The organism is Streptomyces sp. NPDC045967, from assembly GCF_056430495.1.
Map to the genome: position 1 here is coordinate 134,384 of NZ_JBWKLE010000007.1, position 23,901 is coordinate 158,284.

Consider the following 23,901-nt stretch of genomic DNA (forward strand, 5'->3'; position numbering starts at 1 on the left):
GTGCTCAGTTGCAAACGATTGGCAAGAGCGTCCACATCCCGAAAGGGATCCGTGCGGATTCACGGCGATGTGCGAGGCTTGGGATAAACGGACGCATATGTTCCGAATAGAGGAGTCTGTCGTGCCTGCCTCCGCCGAGAATTTCCCCGCCGGCGCTTCGGCGACCGGCGCCGCGACGGCCACCGCGACGGCGACGGCCACCACGACCGCGACGGCCACCCCGGCTGCCGACGCCGTCGAGGAGCGCGTCACCGCGCGGGTGATCAGCGACGACCCGCTCTACCGGAAGGTCCCCGCGGCCCTGCGCTTCGCCGCGTCCGAACCGCTCGCCGTACGGATCGTGTTCCCCGCCGACCTCTCCCCCGAGGGCACCGACAACGAGTGGGTCTTCCCCCGCGCCCTCCTCGAGGCGGGCCTGCAGGCCCCGACCGGGACCGGGGACGTCCGCATCTGGCCCTGCGGCCGCGTCCAGGCGGTGGTGGAGTTCCACTCCCCCGAGGGGGTCGCCGTGGTCCAGTTCGACATCGCCGCCCTGCGCCGCTTCCTGCGCCGTACGTACGCCTCCGTCACCCGGTAGGGGCAGCGCCCGACCCGTCCGGCGCAACCGGCCCCTCCGGACGCCGCTCGACGACGGCACGACGCACCCCGGCCCCGTACCGCCTGGCGATCAGGCGGTACGGGGCCGGAGTGCGCGCCGTACGGGACGGCGGGAGGACGGTCAGGCGTTGACGAGCTCGCGGTCCTTGTCCGGGCCCTCCGAGGAGCCGGCGAGGTGCTTGCGCAGGCTCTCGCCCTCCACGTCGACGTTCGGCAGCAGCCGGTCCAGCCAGCGCGGCAGCCACCAGGCCTTGTGCCCGAGCAGGGCGAGCACCGCCGGGACGATGGCCATCCGGACCACGAAGGCGTCGAAGAAGACGGCGACGGCCAGGCCGAAGCCGATCATTTTGACCATCTGCTCACTGGCCCCGATGAAGCCCGCGAACACCGCGATCATGATGACGGCGGCGGCCACGACGACGCGGGCGCTGTACTGGAAGCCGGTCACGACGGCCTGGCCCGGGCGCTCGCCGTGCACGTACGCCTCGCGCATCCGGGTGACGAGGAAGACCTCGTAGTCCATGGCCAGACCGAAGACGACGCCCACCATGAAGATCGGCATCATCGACATGATCGGGCCGGTCTGCTCCACCCCGAAGACCGAGCCGAGCCAGCCCCACTGGAAGACCGCGACGACCGCGCCGAGGGCGGCGACGACCGAGAGCAGGAAGCCGAGGGCCGCCTTGAGCGGGACCAGGATGGAGCGGAACACCAGCATCAGCAGCAGGAAGGCGAGGCCGACCACCAGCGCCAGGTAGGGCAGCAGCGCGTCGTTCATCTTCTGCGAGAAGTCGATGTTCATCGCGGTGGCGCCGGTGACCATCACGTCGTCCCCGCTGCCCTCGCGGATCTCGTGGACCAGGTCCTCGGTCTGCGTGGAGGACGGGCGGTCCTTCGGGACGACGGTGATCATCGAGGCGTCGCCGGCCTCGTTCGCCTGGGGCGGGACGACCGCGGCCACGCCCTCCAGGCCCTTGATCCGCTCGGCGGTGGAGTCGGCGAGCGCCTTGTCACCGTCCACGACCACCAGCAGCGGGCCGTTGAAGCCAGGGCCGAAGCCGGCGGAGAGCAGGTCGTACGCCTTGCGCTGGGTGGTGGAGACCGGCTGGGCGCCGTCGTCCGGCAGGCCCATCTCCAGCTTGCTCGCCGGCACGGCGATGACGCCGAGGCCGATCACACCGGCCAGCAGGACCATGACGGGGCGGCGCAGGACGAAGCGCGCCCAGCGGGTGCCTCCGTTGGGCTTCTTCTCAGCGGGCGCCGAACCGTCCTTGACCTCGGTCTTGCCCTTGCCGAACAGCCTGCTCTTCTCGCCCGCCGGCAGGACCTTGCGGCCCGCGAAGCCGAGGATGGCCGGGACGAGCGTGAGGGCGACCAGCACCGCGATGACCACGGTTCCGGCGGCCGCGAAGCCCATCTTGGTGAGCATCGGGATGTTGACGACGGCCAGGCCCACCAGGGCGATGACCACGGTCAGACCGGCGAAGACGACGGCGGAGCCGGCGGTTCCGGCGGCCCGGCCGGCGGCCTCGTCGCGCTCGCGGCCCTCGGCGAGCTCCGCGCGGTAGCGGGAGACGATGAAGAGGGCGTAGTCGATGCCGACCGCGAGGCCGATCATCGTGGCGAGGGTGGCGGTGGTGTTGCCGAGGTCCAGCACGTTGGCGAGCGCGGTGATGGAGGAGACGCCGATGCCCACGCCGATGATCGCCGTCAGCAGCGGCAGACCGGCGGCGATCAGCGAACCGAACGTGATCACCAGGACGATCGCGGCGACCAGGATGCCGATGATCTCACCGGAGCCGGTCTCGGGGGCCGCCATCAGCGCGTCGCCGCCGATCTCGACGGTCAGGCCCCGGGCCTGGGCGTCCTTGCCGGACTCCGTCAGCGCCTCGCGGGCCGCGTCGGTCAGCTCCATGCCGCTGACCTTGTACTTGGCGCTGATGTAGGCGGTGGAGCCGTCCTGGCTCACGGCCTGGCTCTGGTACGGGTCGGCGACCGAGGAGATCTGGTCCTTGCCGGGACCGGACTTGAGGTCCTCGACGATCTTCTCGACCTGGGCCTTGGGCTCCGGGTCGGTGACCTTGGCGCCGGCCGGGGCCTTGACGACGATCCGGGCGGTGGCGCCGTCGGCGGCCGCCCCGGGGAACTTCCGGTCCAGCACGTCGAAGGCCCGCTGGGCCTCCGTGCCGGGTATGGAGAAGGAGCCTGAGGTGGGCGCGGAGGCCGATGCGGCGCCGAAACCGGCGGCGAACAGCAGCGCGACCCAGATGAGGGCGACAAGGCCGCGGCGCCGGAAGGCGCCCCGGCCGAGGCGGTAGAGGAAGGTGGCCACGTCGGTGGTTCTCCCGTTCGAGTCGTGGGATGGATCCGGTGCGGATCAGGGCATGGGGAGCCGGCCCGACGACGAGAGCGGCGTGTCAGGAACAGCGGGCGGTGCGCGGGGACGGGTGAGCGGGGTTCAGACGCCGAGGGCGGGGAAGACCACGGCATCAATGAAGTGGCCGAGGAAGTTCCGGTCCACCGGGCGGTCCTCGATCAGGGGGAGCGCGATGAACGCCCCGATGAGCATGTGCGGTACGAAGTCCAGCGCCGGGCAGTCCGGGCGGATCTCGCCCCGGTCCACCGCACGCTGGAGCATCGCCTGCAGGCCGTTGATCTCGGGATCGACCAGCAGGTCCCGCAGGGCCTTGTGCAGCTCCGGGCTCTCGTGCACGGCATGGGCCAGGCCCCGCATCAGCGCGGTGTCCTTGGCCATCTGCGCGTCGTCGGAGCATTCGACCATGCGCGCGAAGTCCGCGCGCAGGCTGCCCGTGTCGATCTCCCGCAGCGAGACGGGCTGCGTACATCGCAGGGCCTTGGCGACCAGCTCCGGCTTGCTCCCCCACTGGCGGTAGAGGGTGGCCTTGCTGGACTTGGTGCGGGCGGCGACCGCGTCCATGGTCAGCGCCTCGTACCCCACTTCGCGGAGCAGGTCCAGGACCGCTCCGTGGAGTTCGGCTTCCCGCTCGGGGGTGATCCGGCTGCGCCGGGCCGCCATCGCCTCGGTCATCTCCGTGCCTCCCGCCCGAACGGCCTCTTATCGAAACGAACGCGTTCCGTACCCTTCAGACGATACCCCGCCCCCCATCGAAACGAAACCGTTCCGTTTCGCTTCGGGGAGTGGCATGGATCACCTGTACGAGTTGCCGGGCCCCTCCTGCGCGGAAAGCATTGGGGGGTGAGTCACGACGTCGCGTACCTCCGCTTCCCGCACCTGCACGACGACCTGCTGTGCTTCGCCACCGAGGACGATCTTTGGCTGGCACCCTTGGTTCCCCCTGGAGCTCCGGTGGGCCGCGCCTGGCGGGTCACCGTCGACCGGACCCGGGTCAGCCACCCCCGCTTCTCCCCCGACGGCCGGCACCTCGCCTTCACCACCTGGCGCAGCCTCGACCCGGAGATCCACCTCGCCCCCGTCGAGGGCGGCCCCGCCCGCCAGCTCAGCTACTGGGGCTCCACCGACACCCGGGTCTGCGGCTGGGACCCGGACGGCAACGTCCTCGCGGTCTCCTCGCACGGCCAGCCGTTCTCGCACTTCGCCTGGGCGCACAAGGTGCCCACCGACGGCAGCCCCGGCCGGCGCCTCCCCTGGGGGCCGTGCTCCGACATCCAGGTCGCCGACATCGACGGAGAGCACCGCACCCTGCTGCTGACCGGCAAACCGCCGCACGAGCCCGCCGCCTGGAAGCGCTACCGCGGCGGCGCCACCGGCCGGTTGTGGCTGCACGGCAAGCAGCTGCTGGAGGACGTCGAGGGCCACCTCGACTCCCCGATGTTCGTCGGCGGCCGCGTCGCGTTCCTCTCCGACCACGAAGGCGTCGGCAACCTCTACTCCTGCCTGCCCGACGGCACCGACCTGCGCCGGCACACCGACCACGAGGAGTTCTACGCCCGGCACGCCTCCACCGACGGCACCCGGATCGTGTACCAGTGCGCCGGGGAGATCTGGCTCGTCGAGTCCCTGGCCCCGGACGCCCTGCCGCGCCGGCTCGACGTGCGGCTCGGCGGGCCGCGCGCGGGCCGCCGTCCGTACCAGGTGCCGGCCGCCCACCACGTCGACTCGCTGTCCGTGGACGCCACCGGCCGGGCCAGTGCGGTCGTCGTGCGCGGCAGCCTGTACTGGCTGACCCACCGCGACGGCCCGGCCCGGACCATCGCCGACACCCCGGGCGTACGGGTGCGGCTGCCCGAGATGCTCGGCAGCGGCGGGCAGGTCGCCTACGTGACCGACGCCGAGGGTGAGGACGCCGTCGAGATCGCCTACCTGCCGCGGGCCTCCGGGGAGCGCGAACCGCGCCGGCTGGCCTCGGGCAAGCTGGGACGGGTGACCGAACTGCTGTCGGACCCGGACGGGGAGCGGCTCGCCGTCGCCTCCAACGACGGGCGGCTGCTCCTGCTCACCGTGTCCGAGGAAGCGGACGCCGCCGCGGACACGGAGGAGTCCGGCGGCGAGGTCACGGAGCTCATCCGGTCCGACAACGGGCCCGTCACCGACCTGGCGTTCTCTCCCGACGGGTCCTGGCTGACCTGGTCCCACCCCGGCATCGGGCGGTCCCTGCGGCAGATCAAGATGGCCCGGATCTCCGGTCCGGGCGCCCGGACCGTCGTGGACGTCACCAACGGCCGCTTCGAGGACGAGAATCCGGTCTTCACCCGGGACGGCCGCTATCTGGCCTTCCTCTCGTGGCGCGGCTTCGACCCGGTGTACGACGTGCACACCGGCGACCTGTCCTTCCCGCTGGGCTGCCGCCCGTACCTGGTGCCGCTCTCCTCGGCGACCCCCTCCCCCTTCGCCCTGTCCGCCGAGGGCCGCCCGGCGGCGGGCGGCCTCGACCCCGGCGAGGGGGAGCCGGACAGCGGCGACGGCACGGTGACCGTGGAGGTGGAGGGCCTGGAGAGCAGGGTCACCCCGTTCCCGGTGACCGCCTCCAAGTACTCGGCGCTGTATCCGGTGCACGGCGGCGGGCTGGTGTGGCTGCGCTGGCCGATCTCCGGCGCGCTCGGCGAGACCTTCGCCAACCCGGCCGACATCAGCGGCAAGCCGACGCTGGAGCATTTCGACCTCACCAAGGCCCGCAAGACCGAACTGGCCTCGGGGCTGGACTGGTTCGCGGTCAGCGGCGACGGCACCCGGCTCGTGGTCAACGACGACGGCGACCTGCGGGCCGTCCCGGCGACCGAGTCGGGTGACAGCGACTCCACCGTCTACCTGGACCTGCGGCGCATCCTGCACGAGGTCGACCCGGCCGCCGAATGGCGCCAGGCGTTCGAAGAGGCGGGCCGGCTCATCAGCGCCTACTTCTGGGAGCCGAAGATGTGCGGCATCGACTGGGACGGGGTGCTGCGCCAGTACCGCCCCCTGGTCGAACGGGTCGCCTCGCCGGACGAGTTCGCCGACCTGCTGCGCGAAGTGCTCGGCGAACTCGGCACCTCCCACGCGTACGTGGCCTCCTCCCGCCGCAACGAGGGCCCCCCGCACTACCAGCGGGCGATCGGGCTGCTCGGCGCCAATCTCGTCCCGCGGGACGGGGCCTGGGTGGTCAGCCGGATCCTGCCGGGCGAGTCCTCCGACTCCAAGGCCCGCTCCCCGCTGGCCGGCACCGGCATCCGGGAGGGCGCCGTGCTCACCCATGTGGACGGCCGCCCGGTCGACCCGGTGACCGGTCCCTACCCGCTGCTGTCCGGGGCCGGCGGCACCACCGTGGAGCTCACCTTCCAGTCGGCGGAGGGCGAGGGCCGCGCCCGGAGGGTGGCCGTCGTCCCGCTGATCGACGAACGGCCGCTGCGCTACCAGGACTGGGTGTCCAAGCGGCGTACCGTGGTCCGCGAGCTGAGCGGCGGCCGGTGCGGCTACCTGCACATCCCCGACATGGGCGGCTCGGGCTGGGCCCAGTTCAACCGCGACCTGCGGATGGAGATGTCCCGGCCCGCGCTGATCGTGGACGTACGCGGCAACGCGGGCGGGCACATCAGCGAGCTGGTGGTGGAGAAGCTGACCCGGTCCATCCTCGGCTGGGACCTCACCCGGGGCGCCCAGCCCGTCAGTTACGCCTCCAACGCGCCGCGCGGCCCGATCGTGGCGCTCGCCGACGAGGCGACCTCCTCGGACGGGGACATGATCACCGCGGCCTTCAAACTGCTCGGGCTGGGCCCGGTGGTGGGCCAGCGCACCTGGGGCGGGGTGGTCGGCATGACCGGCCGGCACACCCTGGGCGACGGCACGGTGATCACGGTGCCGATGAACGCCGCCTGGTTCCCGGAGTACGGCTGGTCGGTGGAGAACCACGGGGTCGAGCCCGACCTCGCGGTCCTGCGCACCCCGCTCGACTGGGCGGAGGGGCGGCACGCGCAGCTGGACGACGCCGTGCACCTGGCCCTGGAACTCCTGGAGCAGGACCCGGCAGCGGTGCCCCCCGGCTACACGGACGTGCCGGACCTGCGGCGCCCGAAGCTGCCGCCGAGGCCCTAACGGACCCCCGGGGCCGTAGCGGAGAGGCCCCGGGATCACGGAGGACAACCGGCCCCCGGGGCCAGGCGGAGGGCTCCCGGGGCCAAGCCCGCAAGGCCGGCGCGGGGCATGCGGAAGGGGCGCGACCACCAGGTCGCGCCCCTTCCGTCCCGACAACCGTCAGGCGTCCCAGTTCTCCTCGGACCCCTCACGGGTCCGGGTGGCCTCGCGGGTCCGGGCGGCCTCGCGGGTCCGGTCGGCCTCGCGGGTCCGGTCGGCCTCGCGGGTCCGGTCGGCTTGCGGCCGCTCGCCGGCTGCCGGGGACTTCTTCTCCCTCAGCTGCCGGGAGCGCTCGGACGCCTGGTCCTGTGCGCCCTTCGCGGCCTGCGAGGCCCGGCCCTTGAGTTCCTGTGCCTTCTCGGTGAACTGGTCCTTGATGCCCATGCTTCTTTCCCTCCAAGAGGGGTGTCGGTTGGTTGGCTCGACCAGCCTGGCACGGGCCGACGAAAGCCGCATTTCGATCAGTTACTCTGCGTGCGCTCCCGCTCGTCCGCGGCCCCGCCGGCCCCGACGAGCCCCTTGGAGACACCGGCCAACCGCGGCTCGAACCGCCTCATCTCGCGCTGCCCGACCGCCGCGATGACGCCCGGCAGGTAGCCGCGCATCCCCTGCATGCCCCGCAGCCACCCCTGCGCGTACACGTGCGCCGAGCGCCGCTCTATGCCCGCGACGATCCGGTCGACGGCCGGGCCCAGCGGGTACGTGCGGTTCGAGGGCCACGGCAGCCGCCGGCGCAGCTCCCGCATGACCTCGTCCTGATCGGCCCCGCGCACCATGTCGGTGTCGGTCCACGACAGGTAGCCGACGCCGACCTTGACGCCCTTGTAGCCGACCTCGGCGCGCAGGCAGTGGGCGAATGCCTCGACTCCGGACTTGGAGGCGCAGTAGGCGGTCATCATCGGCGCCGGGGTGATCGCGGCGAGCGAGGCGATCTGGAGGAAGTAGCCGCGGCTCTCGGTCAGCACCGGCAGGAAGGCCCGGGCGGTGACGGCCCCGCCGATCAGGTTGACCTCGATCACCCGCCGCCAGGCGGCGGGGTCGGAGTCGGCGAACGGCCCGCCGGAGGCGACGCCCGCGTTGGCCACGACGATGTCGACCTTGCCGAAGCGCTGCTTGACCTCCTGCGCGACGTGGGCCATGGCCTCGTGGTCGGTGACGTCGGCGTACCAGTGGTCGCTGTCGCTGTGCAGCCGCTCGGACACCTCCTTGAGGGCGTCCGGCTCCAGGCCGACGAGGGCGACCTTCGCGCCGCGCGCGGAGAGTTTGCGGGCCAGCAGCTCGCCGACTCCACGGGCGGCGCCGGTGACGACGGCGACCTGGCCTTCCAGACTCCTGCGAGCGCTCACAGCGACTTCTCCTTCTCGTCGAGATACAGCGAGGTCAGCTCGCGCAGCGCGGTGCTGACGGCCTCCGGGGCCTCGATCGGGGTCATGTGCCCCATGCCGGTGAGCTCGGTGAGGCCCACGCAGTTCGGCAGTTCGGCCGCCAGGCGGCGGGCGTGCGCGACGGGCGTGAGCCGGTCCTCCGTACCGCAGACGACGGCGGCGGGCACGGTGAGCCGGGCCACGTCGGCGTCGAGGTCCAGCGCGGCGAGCACCTCGGACCAGGCGTGCCGGACCCGCGTGGGGCAGGCGTGCACGATACGGGCGCAGGCCTCGACCTTGTCGGGCGCGGAACCGGGGCCCATCGTCGCGTACTTGAGGATCTTCCGGGCGAGCGGTGTGACCGGGCCGAGCGGCGCACGGGCGCCGAGGACCGCGCCGGTCAGCAGGGTGCGCGCCCGTCCGGCGCGCAGCGGCAGGACCCGCGCCTCGGCGACCAGCCGGCCGCTGCCGGTGCTGCACAGCAGCGCGGCCGCGGCGTGTTCGGCGAACTCCGGCCGGGCGGCGGCCGCCATGATCGTCATGCTGCCCATGGAGTGCCCCGCGACGACCGCCCGCTCGCCGGGGGCGAGGACGGCCTTGAGCACGGCGACCAGGTCGTCGGCGAGGGCGGTGGTGCTGTGGATCCGGGCCGCGGGGCTGCGGCCGTGGCCGCGCTGGTCGTAGGCGATGATGCGGTGGTCGCCGGCGAGTTCGCGGATCTGCGCGGCCCAGAACGCGGTCGAGCAGGTCCATCCGTGCGCCAGCACCACGGTCGGCGCGCCTTCCTGGCCGTGCACCTCGACGTGCAGTCGGGCCCCGTCGGCGGATTCGGCGACGAGCTCGCGCCGCGCGGCCGGTGGCGCGTAGCGCCCGGCGGTGACGTGCGTCAGCCGGCTCACGCGGCACCCGCCGATCCGGCCGATCCGGCCCCGCCGGCGTTCGAGGCGCGGGGGTCCGGGGGCAGCGCCCCCGGCAACGGCGCCGCACCGGCGGCCCCGGAGCCCCCGCGGGAGCGCCCGGCCGGGACCGCCTCCCGCTCGCGGATCCGTACGACTTCGTACTCCGCCAGATCGACGCTCCGCGTCTCCCGGCGGAACTCGCCCGTCGTGCCCGGCCACACGGTGGTGTTGCGCCCCTGCGCGTCGAGGTACCAGCTGGTGCAGCCGCCGGTGTTCCACACCGTCCGCTCCATCCGGGCCTGCACCTGCCGGTTCCACCGGTGCACCGCGGAGGGCCGGGCGGCCAGCGCCACCCTGCCGCCCAGCACGTCCAGCTGACGCAGGTAGTCGGCCATGTAGGCGAGCTGCGACTCGATCATCAGGATCATCGAGCTGTTCCCCAGCCCGGTGTTGGGACCGATGATCGTCATCCAGTTGGGGAAGCCCGCCGCGGTCGCCCCGCGCAGGGACTGCATCCCGTCCTTCCACTCCTCCGCGAGGGTCCGGCCCTCCGCGCCCACCACCCGGTCGGCGATCGGCATGTCCGTGACGTGGAAGCCGGTGCCGAAGACGATCACGTCCGCCTCGGTCTCCGTCCCGTCGGCGGCGACCAGCACCGAGCCGCGGATCTCCTTGAGCCCGGAGGCGACCACGTCCACGTGGGGCTGCGCCAGCGCCGGGTAGTACTCGCTGGACAGCAGGATGCGCTTGCAGCCGATCCGGTAGGAGGGCGTGAGCGTGGCGCGCAGCGCCGGGTCCTTGATCGCACGCGCCATGTGCGCCTTGGCGAGCGATTCGATGAGCCCGAGCTGGTTCGGCCGCTTGGTGAAGGCACTGACCTGGAGTTCGCGGATGCCCCACAGCAGTCCGCGGCGGGCCGCCCGGGTGAAGGGCAGCTGGCGGTGCAGCCAGCGCTCCACGGCGGTGATGGCCCGGTCGGTGCGCGGCAGCACCCAGGGCGGGGTCCGCTGGAAGAGGGTCAGCCGCTCGACCTCGGGCGCGATGGCCGGCACGATCTGGATGGCGGAGGCGCCCGTACCGATCACGGCGACGCGCTGGCCGGCGAGGTCGTGGTCGTGGTCCCAGCGCGCGGAGTGGAACACCTTGCCCGGGAACCCGGCGAGCCCGGGCACCTCCGGCATCTTCGGGTCGGACAGCGGCCCCGTCGCCGAGACCACGACGTCGGCGGTGAGCGTGCCGGCCGAGGTCTCGATCTCCCAGCGCAGCTCGTCCGCGTCCCAGCGCATCAGCAGGACTTCGTGGCCGAGCCGGATGTGCCGGCGCAGCCCGAAGGTGTCGGCGACGTGCTCCAGGTACGCGCGGATGGCCGGCTGCCCGGAGAAGGTGCGCGGCCAGTCCGGGTTGGGAGCGAAGGAGAAGGAGTACAGGTGCGAGGGGACGTCGCACGCGCACCCCGGGTAGCTGTTGTCGCGCCAGGTCCCGCCGACCGAGTCGGCGCGCTCCAGTACGACGAAGTCAGTGATCCCCTCGCGCCGCAGCCGCACGGCCGCGCCGAGCCCGCCGAATCCGGACCCGATCACCGCCACGCGTACGTGTTCGCGTTTCGTGATGTCGCCGCCGCCCAAGCCGCCCATGCCCGCCGCCTTCCCCATCCGCAACACTGCCAGCAATCACTGGCACAATCGGGAGAGTAGAGCAGGCCCGTACTCATGGGTAGGGGGCCGGCCCGGAAAGTTACCGCCAGTACGCCATAGGCTTCGGGCGTGGTGGACAGGGAAGCGGGGACGGCAGTGCGCGAATACCGTACGGAGGAACTGGCCGAGGCGGCCGGCATCCCGGTCCGCACCCTGCGTTTCTACCGCGAGCGCAGACTGCTCCCGCCGCCGCGCCGCGAGGGCCGCATCGCCTGGTACGACGACCACCACCTGGCCCGGCTGCGCACCATCGCCGCCCTGCTGGAGCGCGGCCACACCCTGGGCGGCATCGCGGAGCTGACGGCCGCCTTCGAGAACGGCCGCGACGTCGGCCAGCTCGGCGAACTGCTCGGCATGGGCTGGTCGGAGGAGACCCCCGTACGGCTGACGCCCGAGGCGCTGGCCGACTACTTCGAGGGCGAGGTCACTCCCGAGAACCTGGCGGCCTCGCTGGACCTCGGCTACCTCGCCACCGACGGCGACGAGATCGTGCACGTCAGCCGCCGCCTGCTGGACGTCTCCTCGGCCCTGGTGCGCGAGGGGGTGCCGCTGTCCGCCGTCCTGGAGACGGGCCGGCGCGTCCGCGAGCACGCGGACGCGATGGCCGCCCTGTTCACCGAACTGATCTCGGCCCACCTCACGCCGGACGCCCTGCCGCGCATGCGCCCGCTGGCCAAGAGCGTCGTGGAGGCCGAGCTGACGATGGCGATGGACCGGCTGCTGGCGTCGGGGGCCGGTCCCGGTTCGACCTCGGGCCCCGCTCCGGCTCCGGACTCCGCTTCCGATTCCGCTTCTGCTTCCGGTCACGCACCCAGCTCGTAGACGACCGTCACCGGGGCGTGGTCGGACCACCGCTCCGGATGCGTCTCGGCCCGCTCCACGAACGCCTTCACGGCCCTCGCCGCCAGGCCCGGGGTGGCGACCTGGAGGTCGATCCGCCAGCCGGCGTCGTTGTCGAAGGCCCGCCCGCGGTAGGACCACCAGGAGTACGGGCCCTCGGTGTCCGGATGCAGCCGGCGCACCACGTCCACGTACCCGGCGCCGTCGTACACCGTGCCGAGCCACTCGCGCTCCTCGGGCAGGAAGCCGGCGTTCTTCCGGTTCGTCTTCCAGTTCTTGAGGTCGGCCTCGCGGTGGCAGATGTTCCAGTCCCCGCAGACCACGACCTCGCGCCCCTCCGCGGCGGCCCGGGTCCGCAGCGCCGTGAGGTAGGCGTGGAACTCCGTCATGAAACGGTACTTCTCCTCCTGCCGCTCCGTCCCGGCCTCACCGGAGGGCAGGTAGAGGCTGGCGACGGTCACGCCCGGCAGGTCCACCTCGAGGTAGCGCCCGCTGGTGTCGAATTCGTCACTCCCGAACCCGATCCGCACCCCCTCGGGGGCGCGCCGCGTGTAGACCGCGACCCCGGCCCGGCCCTTGGCCGCGGCCGGCGCGAACACGGTGTGCCAGCCCTCGGGACTGCGCACCTCCTGCGGGATCTGCCCTTCCTCGGCCCGCACCTCCTGCAGGCAGACGACGTCGGCGTCGGATCCCTCGAGCCACGCCCCGAAGCCCTTCTTGGCGGCGGCGCGGATCCCATTCACATTCACGGAGGTCACGGTGAGCATCCCCGCACCCTAGCCGCACGGTTCCGTACGATGTTCGGATGTCTCACGGGATCCAGCTCCAGCACGTGCCCTACGACCACCCGGACGCGGTCAAACTCAACGACGAGGTCCAGCTGGAGTACCGGGTCCGGTACAACGACGGCGAAGGTGACGCCACCTATCTCGACCCCGCCATGTTCGCGCCGCCGCGGGGCCTCTACCTGCTGGCGTACGACGCCCTGGGCGCGCCGGTCGCCAGCGGCGGGTGGCGCAGCCAGGATCGCAACGCCGAGGGCTACGCGGACGGCGACGCCGAGCTCAAGCGCATGTACGTCATACCCCGGGCCCGCGGGCTGGGCCTCGCACGCCGGATCCTGGCCGCCCTGGAGGACGACGCCCGAGCGGCGGGCCGCACCCGGATGGTCCTGGAGACGGGCGACCAGCAGCCGGAGGCCATCGCCCTGTACCTGTCCTCGGGCTACTCCATGGCCCCCAAGTTCGGCCACTACCGCTTCCACGACTCCAGCCGCTGCATGGCGAAGCCGCTGCGCCTCCCCGCCTGAGGGCTGGTCCGAGCCCTACCGCGGCAGCCAGGCGGCCCGGTCCGTGCCCCAGACCGACGGCCCCGCCGCCCACTCCCCGAGCGGACTGGCGGCGTGCCGCAGCGGCCCGTAGCCGGAATCCGACATCCGCAGCCACGCCTCCGCCGCAGCCCCCGGCCCCGGCCCCGGCCCCGGCCCGCCGAACCGGTCCGCCGGATCCCCGGGCGCGGCCGCGAGGGCGCCGGATCCGGCAGCCGGGTCACCGCACCCGCCGGCCGGAGCGTCCGACGCGTCCGCCGGGACCTCCCGGACCAGCCACGAGGCCGTACCCGCCAGGGAGAACCGCAGCGCCCGCCCGCCCCCCTGCGCCAGCGCCCGCAGCACCCCGGCGGCCATCAGGTAGCCCGTTCCGTGGTCCAGCGCCTGCGCCGGCAGCGCCCCCGGCACGCCGTCCGGACCGGCCAGCCGGGCGGCGATCCCGTACCCCGCCTGCACCAGCGAGTCGAAGCCCCGCCGCCCGGCCCACGGCCCCTGCCGGCCCCACGCGCACAGCTGCGCCACGACCAGGCCCGGCCTGCGCTCCAGCAGGTCCGCCGCGCCGAGCCCGTACCGCTCCAGCGCGCCCGGCCGGTAGCCGGTCACCACCACGTCCGCATCGGCCAACAGTCCCTCGAACACCGCCCGGTCCGCCGCGGCCGCCAGGTCCAGCAGCGCCGACCGCTTGCCGAAGCCGGTGTCCGCGTAGGTGTCGGCCGCCTCCGGCAGCCCCGGCGCGTCGATGCGGAGCACGTCCGCCCCCAGCACCCCGAGCGTGCGCGTCGCGACCGGCCCCGCGATCACCCGGGTCAGGTCCAGCACCCGCACCCCGGCCGCGGGCAGCCCGGCGGGCGCGGGCCCGAGGGTCCGCCCCGGCGCCCCGGAGACCCGTACGACCTCCACGAGCGGCTGCGGTTCCCCATACTCCCCGGCCACCGCGACCGCGAGCCCGCCCTCCCGGTACACCGCCTCCTGCACCTCGACGGCCTCCCGGCCCGCCACCGCGGCCCGCAACGCCTCGGGCGTCGCGGACGGCAGCCGCAACGCCCGCACCAGCGCGGCCTCGTGATGCGCATAGTTGGCATGCGTGCGCAGCCACCCGTCGGCGGCCCGCCAGAACCCGGACAGCGGCGCGAAGTTCACCGGCTCCCGCCCCCGCACCCGCACCTGCCGCTCACTGACGAACGCCGCGGCGACGGCCCCCTCGTCCACGACGACCGGCTCCCCGCCCGCGCCCCGGCCCCGCACGCCCCCCAACTCGGCGCCGGCCAACGCACACACCCCGACGGAAGCCCGCGCCAGCTCCCGCACCGGCAACGGCCCGCCCCCGAGCCCCGAACTCCCCCGGTACCGCACCCGCCCGGCACCCCCCGCGGCCCCACCCAACGCCGCCCACGCCTGCACCGTCGCACCATCCGCCCCACCCAGGATCACCATGGGCCCACTCAACCCACGCACCCCTCACCGGACAAGCCCGCGCGCACACCCCGCAAAACGCCGAGATCCCGCCCAGCCTTTCGGCTGAACGGGATCTCGTGACGATTTCCGAGAGCTACTCGGAAACTGTCGTCTGTGGACCTGTGGGGATTTGAACCCCAGACCCCCTCGATGCGAACGAGGTGCGCTACCAGACTGCGCCACAGGCCCTTGCGACGTGTGAAACATTAGCATCCCCGCGCGGGTGCTCCAAAACGCGTATCCGCGAGGGTCCGCGCAGGTCCGGTCACTCGTTCGCGGCGCGCGGGCGGTCCTCGCCCTCGTACTGGTCGAACAGTGGCGTGCGCCCCCCGTCGCGGCCGCGCGGGCGCGGGGTGGTCGGGGGCTTGGCCTCGGTTTTGGGGGCCGGGACCGCGGGCTGGGCCCGCAGGCGGGGCTCCGTCGGCTCGGCCGTGCTGGAGCGGGCCGGGCTCCAGGCGTCCGGGGTCGCGGGGCCGGTGGCGCGCGGGGCGACGGGGGCCGTCACGTACGTGGGCAGCGGGACGGGGACGGGCTCCCAGCTGTCACCGCGGGCCGGGCCGCGCTCGCGCTCGCGCTGCTGGTCCACCCACTCGGCGTGGTCGGTCTGCTCGACCAGGGCGCGCCGGCCCGCCTCCTGCGGGGAGACCGGTGGCGCCGGCTCCGGCTCGACTCCCGCACCTGCCTCCGGCTCACGGCGGCGCGAGCGGCTCTCCCGCAGCTGGCGGGCGGCCGCCTCGGCGCGCCGCCGGTCCATCGTGAACTCGTAGCGCCGGCGCTCCTGCACCCGCAGGTGCACGATGTACGCGCTCAGCAGCAGGGCGGGCACGGCCGGGGCCCACAGGAAGCGCAGACCGCCGACCGCGGCGACGACCGCGCCGAGGGTGAAGACGAGGAAGAGCAGCGCGGTGGTGCGCCGACGGCGGGCGAGGACCTGCAGGCGCTGCTCGCGCCGGGCCCGCTCCACCCGCTGCTCCCGCTCGGCGGCGGCCGGTCTCGACTCCGCCCTGGTCGGGGGCAGGCCGACGGCCCGGGCGTCGCCGTCCACGGATTGCACCGTTTCCGTCGCGGCGTCCGGGTCCGCGTGGGGCTGGGGCTCCGCCTGCTCGTCACCGCGCTCACGCAGTCCCTTGGCGTAACGGCGCTCCATTCCCGCCCGGCCGGAAAGCAGCCGAATGGCAGTGGAGAAGCGTTCCGTCGGACGGGCTTCGTTCAGCTCGTCCTGCCTCCGGAGCCACATGGGCACCAAGTAGGCGGCCCAGGCCCCGACAATGACTGCGTAGATGAGGCCGCTGCTGCTCACACCTCACACCGTAGAGGGGTGCGGGCGGGGGGATCGGCCAATTGGGCCGGTGTGTCGCACGATCTCGCTGATATCACGGACTTTTTTTGTGACTCTTCGGATCAGGTTATGGGCGAATCGGTTCCGCGAGGCTCTTAATTCGAACGGATATTCGTTTCTTCATTTCGGCGGCGGGGACTGCGCGTGCCGCGCCCGGTGCCAGCGCCGCAGCAGCCCCTCCGGCACCTCCTCGGCCGTGACCGCGTAGACGAGGTGGTCGCGCCAGGCGCCGTCGATGTGCAGGTAGCGCGGCCGCAGCCCCTCCTCGCGCAGGCCGAGCTTCTCCACCACCCGGCGGCTCGGGCCGTTCTCGGGGCGGATGCACACCTCGATCCGGTGCAACCCGACCTGGCGGAAGCAGTGGTCCACCGCGAGGGCGACCGCCGTCGGCATCACGCCGCGGCCCGCGACCTCGCGGTCCACCCAGTAACCGACGTGGCCCGCGCACATCGAGCCCCAGGTGATCCCGGCGACCGTCAGTTGCCCGACGAGCCGGCCCTGGTACTCGATGACGAACGGCAGCATGCGGCCCGCGTTCGCCTCCGCCCGCAGGTGGCGCACCATCTGACGGTACGTCGGCCGCTGGATCACCGGGCCCCACGGGGCCGGCGGCGGAATGGTGGCCTCCCACGGCCGGAGCCACTCGCGGTTGCGCCGGTTGACCTCGCGCCACGCCTTCTGGTCCCGCAGCTTTATCGGCCGGAGGGTGACATCGCCGTCCGTCAGGACGACCGGCCAGGAGGGGCCGTTCAGCTCGTGCTCCCGGAGGGCTCCGCGGGTCTGGGGTGGTCACCGCCGCGGAGCTGGTCCACGGCGTGCGGCAGGATGCGCGCGAGCACGGCGAGGCCGTCGCGCACCCCGCCCGTGGAACCGGGCAGGTTGACGATCAGCGTGCGTCCGGCCACGCCCGCCAGGCCCCGGGACAGGGCCGCGGTCGGCACCTTCGCCAGCCCTTCGGCACGGATGGCCTGCCCGATGCCCGGGATCTCGTAGTCGAGCACCCGCGCGGTGGCGTCCGGGGTGCGGTCGGTCGGGGAGATGCCGGTCCCGCCGGTGGTCAGGATGACGTCGTAGCCGGCGGCCACGCCCTCGCGCAGCGCCTGCTCGACGGGATCGCCGTCGGGGACGACCCGGGGGCCCTCCACCGCGAAGCCGAGCCCCCGCAGCGCCTCGGCCAGCAGCGGGCCGCCCTTGTCGGCGTACACGCCCTGCGAGGCCCGGTTGGAGGCCGTGACCACCAGCGCCCTGCCAATGGCGGCGGGCACGGCCTCGGCCGGTGCCGGTGCCGGCGACGAAGCGGAAGCGGAAGCGGAGGCGCTGGGGCTGTCGCCATCGCTGTGGCTGTGGCTGTGCACCTCGCCGCCGCGCGGGGCGTTCACGAGCGCGTCCAGTCGCCGGACTTGCCGCCGGTCTTCTCCTCCACCCGCACGTCCGTGATGACCGCGCCCTTGTCCACGGCCTTCACCATGTCGATCACGGTGAGCCCGGCGATCGCGACAGCCGTCAGGGCCTCCATCTCGACGCCCGTGCGGTCGGTCGTCTTCACGGTGGCGAGGATCTCGACGGCGTCGTCGGCGACCGACAGGTCGACCTTCACCCCGGAGACGGCCAGCGGGTGGCAGAGCGGGATCAGGTCGGGGGTCCTCTTCGCGCCCATGATCCCGGCGATCCGCGCGGTGGCGAGGGCGTCGCCCTTGGGCACGCCCTCCCCGCGCAGCAGCTCGATCACCCGGGGCGAGACGCGCACCCGCCCGCTGGCACGGGCCGTGCGGGTGGTGACGTCCTTCTCCGAGACGTCGACCATCCGGGCCGCGCCGGCCTCGTCGATGTGGGTGAGCCTGCTCTCGGTACTCATCGCTGCGCCGCTCCGCTCTGGGCCCCTGCACGGGGCCTGTGTGGTGCGACACACGCTACCCGCACCGGCCGGACTTCAGCCGAGCAGGACCACTTCCAGCTCGCTGCCGGGCTCCACCGAGGTGACGTCCTCCGGTACGACGATCAGCGAGTCGGCGTGCGCCAGCGCGGCGATGAGGTGCGAACCGGAACCCCCGACGGGGCTGACCGTCCCGCCCCGCTCGTCGTACGTGCCGCGCAGGAACTGGCGGCGGCCGGCCGGGGAACCGAGCGCCTTGTCCGCCTCGAGCACCGCCCGTACCGTCGGCCGGCTCACCTCGGATTCCGGCAGACCCATCAGGGTGCGGATCGCGGGGCGCACGAACAGCTCGAAGGAGACGTACGAGGACACCGGATTGCCGGGCAGTGCCAGCAGCGGGGTGTGGTCCGGGCCGATGGTGCCGAAGCCCTGCGGCTTGCCGGGCTGCATGGCCAGCTTGCGGAAGTCGATGCTGCCGCCGCTGACGTCGTCCTCGCCGCCCGCGACCGAGGTCAGTGCCTCCTTGACCACGTCGTACGCGCCGACGCTGACCCCGCCGGTGGTGACCAGCAGGTCGGCCCGGATCAGCTGGTCCTCGATGGTGGCGCGCAGGGTGTCGACGTCGTCCGCGACGGCCCCGACACGGTAGGCGATGGCCCCGGCGTCCCGCGCGGCCGCGGCCAGCGCGAAGCTGTTGGAGTCGTAGATCGTCCCGGAGGTCAGCGCCTCGCCCGGCTGGACCAGCTCGCTGCCGGTGGACAGCACCACCACGCGCGGGCGCGGCCGTACCCGTACGGTGCCCCGCCCGATCGCGGCCAGCAGGGCGATCTGCGGAGGGCCGAGGACGGTCCCGGCCGTCAGGGCGAGGTCCCCGGCCTGTACGTCGCTGCCGCGCGAGCGGACGTGTGCCCGCGCCCCGGCCGGGCGGTGCACCCGCACCTCGCCGCCCGCGCCCTCGGGGGCGGCGCTGGCCGGGGCCATCCCGGAGGCCGCGCCCCCGCCCGTGCCGCCGTCGGTCCACTCGACCGGGACGACGGCTTCCGCGCCGGGGGGCAGCGGGGCGCCGGTCATGATGCGGGCGGCCTCGCCGGGGCCCACGGTGGGCAGCTCACCGCTGCCCGCCGCGACGTCCCCGACGACCGTCAGCACCGCGGGGAACTCCTCGCTCGCGCCCTGGACGTCGGCCGTACGGACGGCGTAGCCGTCCATGGAGCTGTTGTCGAAGGGCGGGAGGGCGACGGGCACGGTGACGTCCTCGACCAGGACACAGCCCTGGGCGTCCAGCAGCTGGAGCTCGATCGGCTCCAGCGGCCGGACGGTGGCGAGGACGTCCGCGAGGTGCTCGTCCACGGACCACAGACGGTGGCCGGTGTCCTGCGGTGCGGAACTGCTCAAGGCCTTACATCTCCTCCGTGACGTAACGGTGAAGCCAGGTGCGGAACTCCGGGCCGAGGTCCTCGCGCTCGCAGGCGAGGCGGACGATGGCCCGCAGGTAGTCGCCGCGGTCGCCGGTGTCGTAGCGGCGGCCGCGGAAGACGACTCCGTGCACCGGACCGCCGATGGTCTCGTCGGCGGCCAGCTTCTGCAGGGCGTCGGTGAGCTGGATCTCCCCACCGCGGCCCGGCTCGGTCTCCCGCAGTATGTCGAAGATCGCGGGGTTGAGGACGTACCGTCCGATCACCGCGTAGTTGCTGGGGGCGTCCGCCGGGTCGGGCTTCTCGACGAGGCCGGTGATCCGGACCACGTCCTCCTCCTCGGTGGCCTCGACGGCGGCGCAGCCGTAGAGGTGCACGCTGGCCGGGTCCACCTCCATGAGGGCGATGACGGTGCCGCCGGTGCGGCCGTGGATCTCGGCCATCTGGCGCAGCAGCGGGTCGCGCGGGTCGATGAGGTCGTCACCGAGCAGGACGGCGAAGGGTTCGCGGCCGACGTGCGGCTCGGCGCACAGCACGGCGTGGCCCAGGCCCCGGGGGTCGCCCTGGCGGACGTAGTGCATGGTGGCCAGGTCGCTGGACTCCTGGACCTTCTTCAGCCGGTCGTCGTCGCCCTTGGCGATGAGGGCCGACTCCAACTCGTAGTTGCGGTCGAAGTGGTCTTCCAGAGCGCGCTTGTTACGCCCAGTGATCATCAGTACGTCGTCGAGCCCGGCCGCCACGGCCTCCTCGACCACGTACTGGATGGCCGGCTTGTCCACGACGGGGAGCATTTCCTTCGGGGTCGCCTTGGTCGCCGGAAGGAAGCGAGTGCCGAGGCCCGCGGCCGGAATCACGGCCTTTTTGATCACGGGGTGCAACATAGTCATGCCCCGAACGATAGTGGGTCCCGTCGAACGCTCGGCCAGATCGCAGTAGGTAGGTCCGCTTATGTGCCGTTTTCCCGAAGTTATTTGAATCCGCCGTGACAGAGAATCCCGATCCCGCCTCCGTCAAGGCACGACTGCGCGGGGAACTCCTCGCCGCCCGCCGCGCCTTGTCCCCCGACGCCTGCCGCGCGGCGGCCGACGCCCTCGCCGTCACCGCCCTCGGACTGCCCGAACTGGCCGGTGCGCACACGGTGGCGGCCTACGTCTCCGTCGGCACCGAGCCCGGCACCCGGGCCCTGCTCGACGCCCTGCGCGCGGCCGGCAAGCGGGTGCTGCTCCCCCTGCTGCTGCCCGACAACGACTTGGACTGGGCGGCGTACGAGGGCCCGCGGAGCCTCGCCGAGGCCGCGCACCCGGGGAAGATGCGGCTGCTGGAGCCCACGGGCCCGGCGCTCGGGTCGGACGCGGTGGCCGCGGCCGACGCGGTGCTGCTGCCCGGGCTCGCGGTGGACGGCCGCGGGATGCGGCTGGGGCGCGGCGGGGGCTCCTACGACCGGGTCCTGGAGCGGCTGGAGCGCGCCGGAGCCGATCCGGCGCTGGTGGTGCTCCTCTACGACGACGAGGTGGTCGCGCGGGTCCCGGAGGAACCGCACGACCACCCCGTGCGCGCGGTGGCCACCCCGTCCGGGGTCCTCCGCTTCGGCTGAGGCCCTGCCCCTAGGGCTTCAGGGTCAGGATGTCGACCGTCGCCTTGTCCACGGCGTCCTTGTTGAAGGGCCAGTCCAGCAGTTCGCCCTTGGCCCACATCGTCGTCTGGTCGGTGTAGTGCGTGTGGTAGGCGTGCCCGGAGGCGCCCGTCAGGTTGATCCAGCGCGACTTGTCGAGGTCGTTGAGGTTGACGACCATCCGCATCGACGGCACCCAGGTGACCCCGTAGCCGCTGGAGGCGTTCCAGCCGGTGGCGTTGACGGTGGCCTCGCCGCCGCCCAGGTTCCACGGGCCGCGGTTGAGGAGCCACCGCAGGAAGCCGGGGCCCTCGATGCCGATGGTCTGGTTCTTCAGCGTGAGCTGGTGCAGCCGGCCCCAGCTCCAGGTGGACTGGTCCTTGCCGAGCTTGGCGGTCAGCTCCCAGCGGGCGTCTTCCATGGCCCGGGCGAACAGCTCGTCACGGGTGGTGGTCGCGGGCTGGGCGAAGCCCTTGCCGGGGGCGCTCCACCACGGCGACTTCTCGTCCTTGACCAGGCGGCGCACCACCTCGAACCAGCGGTCGCCGCCGTCCGGCTGCGCCGAGTCGGGGCCGCGGGTCCCGCATTCGCGGACCACCTCGGCGAGTTCGTCGGCCGGGCCGCTGCTGTCGGCACGCACGTTCATGCAGCTGCCCTCGACCCGCAGCTCCTTGGGCATCTTGTCGCCGAAGGCCAGCTTGAGGATGTTGCGCCAGACCGCGTTGAAGTAGGCGGCGGCGGCCGAGTCGTTCTCCTGGGTGTAGTTCCAGCCCTCCAGGAGCTTCTGCGCGGAGCGGACGTTCGGGTCGGAGACCTCGATCTTGGCCAGCATCGGGGTCAGCAGCGCGGCGATCTCGCTGCTGTTGTCCACCTGCATGGCGCGCATGTCGTCGGTGGAGATCTTGCCGCTGTCCTTGATCTTCGCGTCGATCAGGTCGTTGATCCGCTGGCTGCGGGCGCCGTAGCCCCAGTCGGTGGTGAGCAGGTACGGGTACTTGCCCGCGCCGGTGCCGCTCTCCACGACCGCCTGGTTGGCGGTGACGATGTAGCCGCGCGAGGGGTTGTACTCGAAGGGCAGCTCGTTCTGCGGGATGGACTCGACGCTGCCGTCCTTGCCGGTCTTCCAGGCGTACTTGGAGTCCCAGCCCGGTGCGGGCATCCGGCCGTCGCCGGCGCCGCGCACCGGGATGCGGCCCGGGGCCTGGTAGCCGATGTTTCCGGACTGGCCCTTGCCGTCGGCGTAGATCAGGTTCTGGGAGGGCACCTCGAAGTCGGCGGCGGCCTTGCGGAACTCGTTGAAGTCCTTGGCCTTGTTCAGCTTGAAGACCGCGTCCATCGACTTGCCCGGCTCCAGGGCGGTCCAGCGCAGGGCGACGGCGTAGCCGTTGCCGCGGTCGGGCGCGGAACTGGCGACGGGGGCGCGGGAGCCGACCGTGCCGAGCTCGTCGCTGCGGTCGGAGACGAGCGGGCCGTTGTTGGTGATGCGGACGGTCATCTTCTTGCTGGCGCCGCCCGCGACCTTGATCACTTCGTCGCGGGTGGTGAAGGGGAGGACCCTGTTGTCGTAGACGTAGCCCTCGGGCTTGACCTGCTCCAGGTAGAGGTCGGTGACGTCCGCCCCCAGGTTGGTCATGCCCCACGCGATGTCGGCGTTGTGCCCGATGACCACGCCGGGCATGCCGGAGAAGGTGTAGCCGGACACGTCGTACTGGCACTGCGCGGAGGTCGTGCGGCAGTGCAGGCCCATCTGGTACCAGACCGAGGGCAGCTGCGGGGACAGGTGCGGGTCGTTCGCCAGCAGCGGCTTGCCGGTGGTCGTGTACTTGCCCGCGATCACCCAGGAGTTCGATCCGATGCCGCTGCCGTTGGGGCCGAGGATCGCGGGGATCTCGTCCAGGGTGTCGGCCAGGGACGCCAGCTGGGTACGCAGGCCCACGGTCGCGCCCTGGGCGGTGGCGTTGTCGGCGAGTCCGGTGCCGGTGGAGGCGGATGCCTGGGAGCCGGCGGCGGCGGAGCCGCCCGAGCCGGAGCCGGGGCCCGCGGCGGCGGAGCCGGAGCCCTGGGGTGTGTACTTGCCGCCCTCGACCTTGCCGCCGTCGACGATCGGCTTGTTCCGGTCGAAGGGGTAGGGCGGGTAGAGCTCGTCGATCTGCGCCTGGGTGAGCTTGCTCGACATCAGGGCGCGGTCGATCTCGTCCTGCATGTTGCCGCGCAGGTCCCAGGCCATCGCCTTGAGCCAGGCCACCGAGTCCACCGGCGACCACTGCTCGGGCCGGTAGTCGCCGCTGAGCCCGAGGGCGGCGTGCTCGACGGAGAGGTCCTTGCCGGACTTCCCCTTCAGGTACGCGTTGACCCCGTCGGCGTAGGACTGGAGGTTCTTCTTCGTCTCGTCCGAGAGCTTCTTGTCGTACTCGGCCTGCGCGACCTGGCGCCAGCCCAGCGTGCGCAGGAAGGCGTCGGTCTCGACCTGGCCGGCGCCGAACATCTCCGAGAGCCGCCCGGAGGTCATGTGGCGGCGTACGTCCATCTCCCAGAACCGGTCCTGCGCGTGGACGAAGCCCTGCGCGCGGAAGAGGTCGTCGTCGCTGTCGGCGTAGAGCTGGGGGATGCCGTGGGCATCGCGCTTGACCTCGACGGTCCCGGTGAGCCCGGGGACCTTCAGCGAGCCGGTCGTCTGGGGGAACGAGGCGCGCACGCCGTCCACACCCCAGTACGCCCCGTAGCCGAGGCCCGCGAAGAGCGCCAGGACCAGCACGAGCACGATCAGACGGGCACGTCGTCCCTTCTTCTTGACGGAAGGAGCGGTTTCGTTGGCGGGCATCGCTGTCCTTAGAGGGGCAGGGTGGTCCTGGGTGCTGGGAGCAACCATAGGCGCAGGACCGTACTCGTTGATCCGTCAGGGGTGGAGCTGGGAAGGACAGGGACGGACGGGCGTTTCA

20 protein-coding genes and 1 tRNA gene are annotated in these 23,901 nt (G+C 72.8%); 5 read left to right on the forward strand and 16 right to left on the reverse strand.

The annotated features are described in order from the left end of the window. Positions 1–121 precede the first annotated feature (121 nt). On the forward strand, positions 122–577 hold the full coding sequence (locus tag AC07FY_RS16875; RefSeq protein ID WP_479006646.1) for an SsgA family sporulation/cell division regulator: 456 nt from the start codon (positions 122–124) through the stop codon (positions 575–577). Between the two features lie 141 nt (positions 578–718). Here AC07FY_RS16875 and AC07FY_RS16880 read toward each other — a convergent pair whose 3' ends face one another. Then, positions 719–2,929 (reverse strand): MMPL family transporter, encoded by a 2,211-nt coding sequence (locus AC07FY_RS16880; RefSeq protein WP_479006649.1) that lies wholly within the window; start codon positions 2,927–2,929, stop codon positions 719–721. 126 nt (positions 2,930–3,055) lie between these two features. Continuing rightward, positions 3,056–3,646 carry a TetR/AcrR family transcriptional regulator gene (locus AC07FY_RS16885; RefSeq protein WP_384230164.1) on the reverse strand — a complete coding sequence of 197 codons (591 nt, stop codon included), beginning with the start codon at positions 3,644–3,646 and terminating at the stop codon, positions 3,056–3,058. A 168-nt stretch (positions 3,647–3,814) separates the two neighbouring features. Between AC07FY_RS16885 and AC07FY_RS16890 the strand changes: the two genes are divergently transcribed. Continuing rightward, positions 3,815–7,105, forward strand: a complete 3,291-nt coding sequence (locus AC07FY_RS16890; RefSeq protein ID WP_479006653.1) for a S41 family peptidase — start codon at positions 3,815–3,817, stop codon at positions 7,103–7,105. Between the two features lie 159 nt (positions 7,106–7,264). On the opposite strand, the gene AC07FY_RS16895 is transcribed toward AC07FY_RS16890, so the two are convergent. From AC07FY_RS16895 to AC07FY_RS16910, 4 genes are all read right to left on the reverse strand, one after another. Next, the gene (locus AC07FY_RS16895; RefSeq protein WP_479006656.1) at positions 7,265–7,528 is read right to left on the reverse strand and encodes a hypothetical protein; all 264 of its coding nucleotides are present in this window, start codon (positions 7,526–7,528) and stop codon (positions 7,265–7,267) included. Between the two features lie 77 nt (positions 7,529–7,605). Further along, a complete protein-coding gene (locus AC07FY_RS16900; RefSeq protein ID WP_479006658.1) occupies positions 7,606–8,490 on the reverse strand; it encodes an SDR family oxidoreductase in 885 nt (294 codons plus the stop codon). Beyond that, positions 8,487–9,407 (reverse strand): alpha/beta fold hydrolase, encoded by a 921-nt coding sequence (locus tag AC07FY_RS16905; protein WP_479006661.1) that lies wholly within the window; start codon positions 9,405–9,407, stop codon positions 8,487–8,489. The genes AC07FY_RS16900 and AC07FY_RS16905 overlap by 4 nt, the downstream gene beginning before the upstream one ends. After that, positions 9,404–11,017: a flavin-containing monooxygenase gene (locus tag AC07FY_RS16910; protein WP_479007086.1), complete on the reverse strand. Its 1,614-nt coding sequence runs from the start codon at positions 11,015–11,017 to the stop codon at positions 9,404–9,406. Before AC07FY_RS16910 ends, AC07FY_RS16905 begins: the two co-directional genes overlap by 4 nt. Positions 11,018–11,170: 153 nt before the next feature. Here AC07FY_RS16910 and AC07FY_RS16915 point away from each other — a divergent pair, with 153 nt between their 5' ends. Beyond that, positions 11,171–11,923: a MerR family transcriptional regulator gene (locus tag AC07FY_RS16915; RefSeq protein ID WP_479006664.1), complete on the forward strand. Its 753-nt coding sequence runs from the start codon at positions 11,171–11,173 to the stop codon at positions 11,921–11,923. Here AC07FY_RS16915 and AC07FY_RS16920 read toward each other — a convergent pair. Further along, positions 11,905–12,708 carry an exodeoxyribonuclease III gene (locus AC07FY_RS16920; protein WP_479006667.1) on the reverse strand — a complete coding sequence of 268 codons (804 nt, stop codon included), beginning with the start codon at positions 12,706–12,708 and terminating at the stop codon, positions 11,905–11,907. The two genes, AC07FY_RS16915 and AC07FY_RS16920, sit on opposite strands and share 19 nt — an antisense overlap. A gap of 38 nt (positions 12,709–12,746) precedes the next feature. Here AC07FY_RS16920 and AC07FY_RS16925 point away from each other — a divergent pair, with 38 nt between their 5' ends. Beyond that, positions 12,747–13,250, forward strand: a complete 504-nt coding sequence (locus AC07FY_RS16925) for a GNAT family N-acetyltransferase (RefSeq protein WP_479006670.1) — start codon at positions 12,747–12,749, stop codon at positions 13,248–13,250. A gap of 15 nt (positions 13,251–13,265) precedes the next feature. Here AC07FY_RS16925 and AC07FY_RS16930 read toward each other — a convergent pair whose 3' ends face one another. From AC07FY_RS16930 to galU, 8 genes are all read right to left on the reverse strand, one after another. Next, positions 13,266–14,477, reverse strand: coding sequence for a CoA transferase (locus AC07FY_RS16930; protein WP_479006673.1), 1,212 nt, complete (start codon positions 14,475–14,477; stop codon positions 13,266–13,268). Positions 14,478–14,838: 361 nt separating this feature from the next. Beyond that, positions 14,839–14,912 (reverse strand) — tRNA-Ala (locus AC07FY_RS16935). A gap of 76 nt (positions 14,913–14,988) precedes the next feature. After that, positions 14,989–16,023, reverse strand: a complete 1,035-nt coding sequence (gene sepX, locus AC07FY_RS16940) for a divisome protein SepX/GlpR (RefSeq protein WP_479006676.1) — start codon at positions 16,021–16,023, stop codon at positions 14,989–14,991. A gap of 159 nt (positions 16,024–16,182) precedes the next feature. Further along, the gene (locus tag AC07FY_RS16945; protein ID WP_479007088.1) at positions 16,183–16,815 is read right to left on the reverse strand and encodes a GNAT family N-acetyltransferase; all 633 of its coding nucleotides are present in this window, start codon (positions 16,813–16,815) and stop codon (positions 16,183–16,185) included. Then, positions 16,812–17,327, reverse strand: coding sequence for a MogA/MoaB family molybdenum cofactor biosynthesis protein (locus AC07FY_RS16950; protein WP_479007091.1), 516 nt, complete (start codon positions 17,325–17,327; stop codon positions 16,812–16,814). The genes AC07FY_RS16945 and AC07FY_RS16950 overlap by 4 nt, the downstream gene beginning before the upstream one ends. A gap of 110 nt (positions 17,328–17,437) precedes the next feature. After that, positions 17,438–17,917 carry a cyclic pyranopterin monophosphate synthase MoaC gene (gene moaC, locus AC07FY_RS16955; RefSeq protein ID WP_479006679.1) on the reverse strand — a complete coding sequence of 160 codons (480 nt, stop codon included), beginning with the start codon at positions 17,915–17,917 and terminating at the stop codon, positions 17,438–17,440. A gap of 75 nt (positions 17,918–17,992) precedes the next feature. Next, positions 17,993–19,330, reverse strand: a complete 1,338-nt coding sequence (glp, locus tag AC07FY_RS16960; protein WP_479006682.1) for a molybdotransferase-like divisome protein Glp — start codon at positions 19,328–19,330, stop codon at positions 17,993–17,995. 4 nt (positions 19,331–19,334) lie between these two features. Then, positions 19,335–20,237 (reverse strand): UTP--glucose-1-phosphate uridylyltransferase GalU, encoded by a 903-nt coding sequence (gene galU, locus AC07FY_RS16965; protein ID WP_479006685.1) that lies wholly within the window; start codon positions 20,235–20,237, stop codon positions 19,335–19,337. A 95-nt stretch (positions 20,238–20,332) separates the two neighbouring features. Here galU and AC07FY_RS16970 point away from each other — a divergent pair, with 95 nt between their 5' ends. Next, entirely contained in the window at positions 20,333–20,944 is a 612-nt protein-coding gene (locus tag AC07FY_RS16970) for a 5-formyltetrahydrofolate cyclo-ligase (RefSeq protein WP_479006688.1), read from the forward strand. Positions 20,945–20,954: 10 nt separating this feature from the next. Here AC07FY_RS16970 and AC07FY_RS16975 read toward each other — a convergent pair whose 3' ends face one another. Beyond that, positions 20,955–23,783, reverse strand: a complete 2,829-nt coding sequence (locus tag AC07FY_RS16975) for a penicillin acylase family protein (RefSeq protein ID WP_479006691.1) — start codon at positions 23,781–23,783, stop codon at positions 20,955–20,957. Positions 23,784–23,901: the final 118 nt, after the last annotated feature.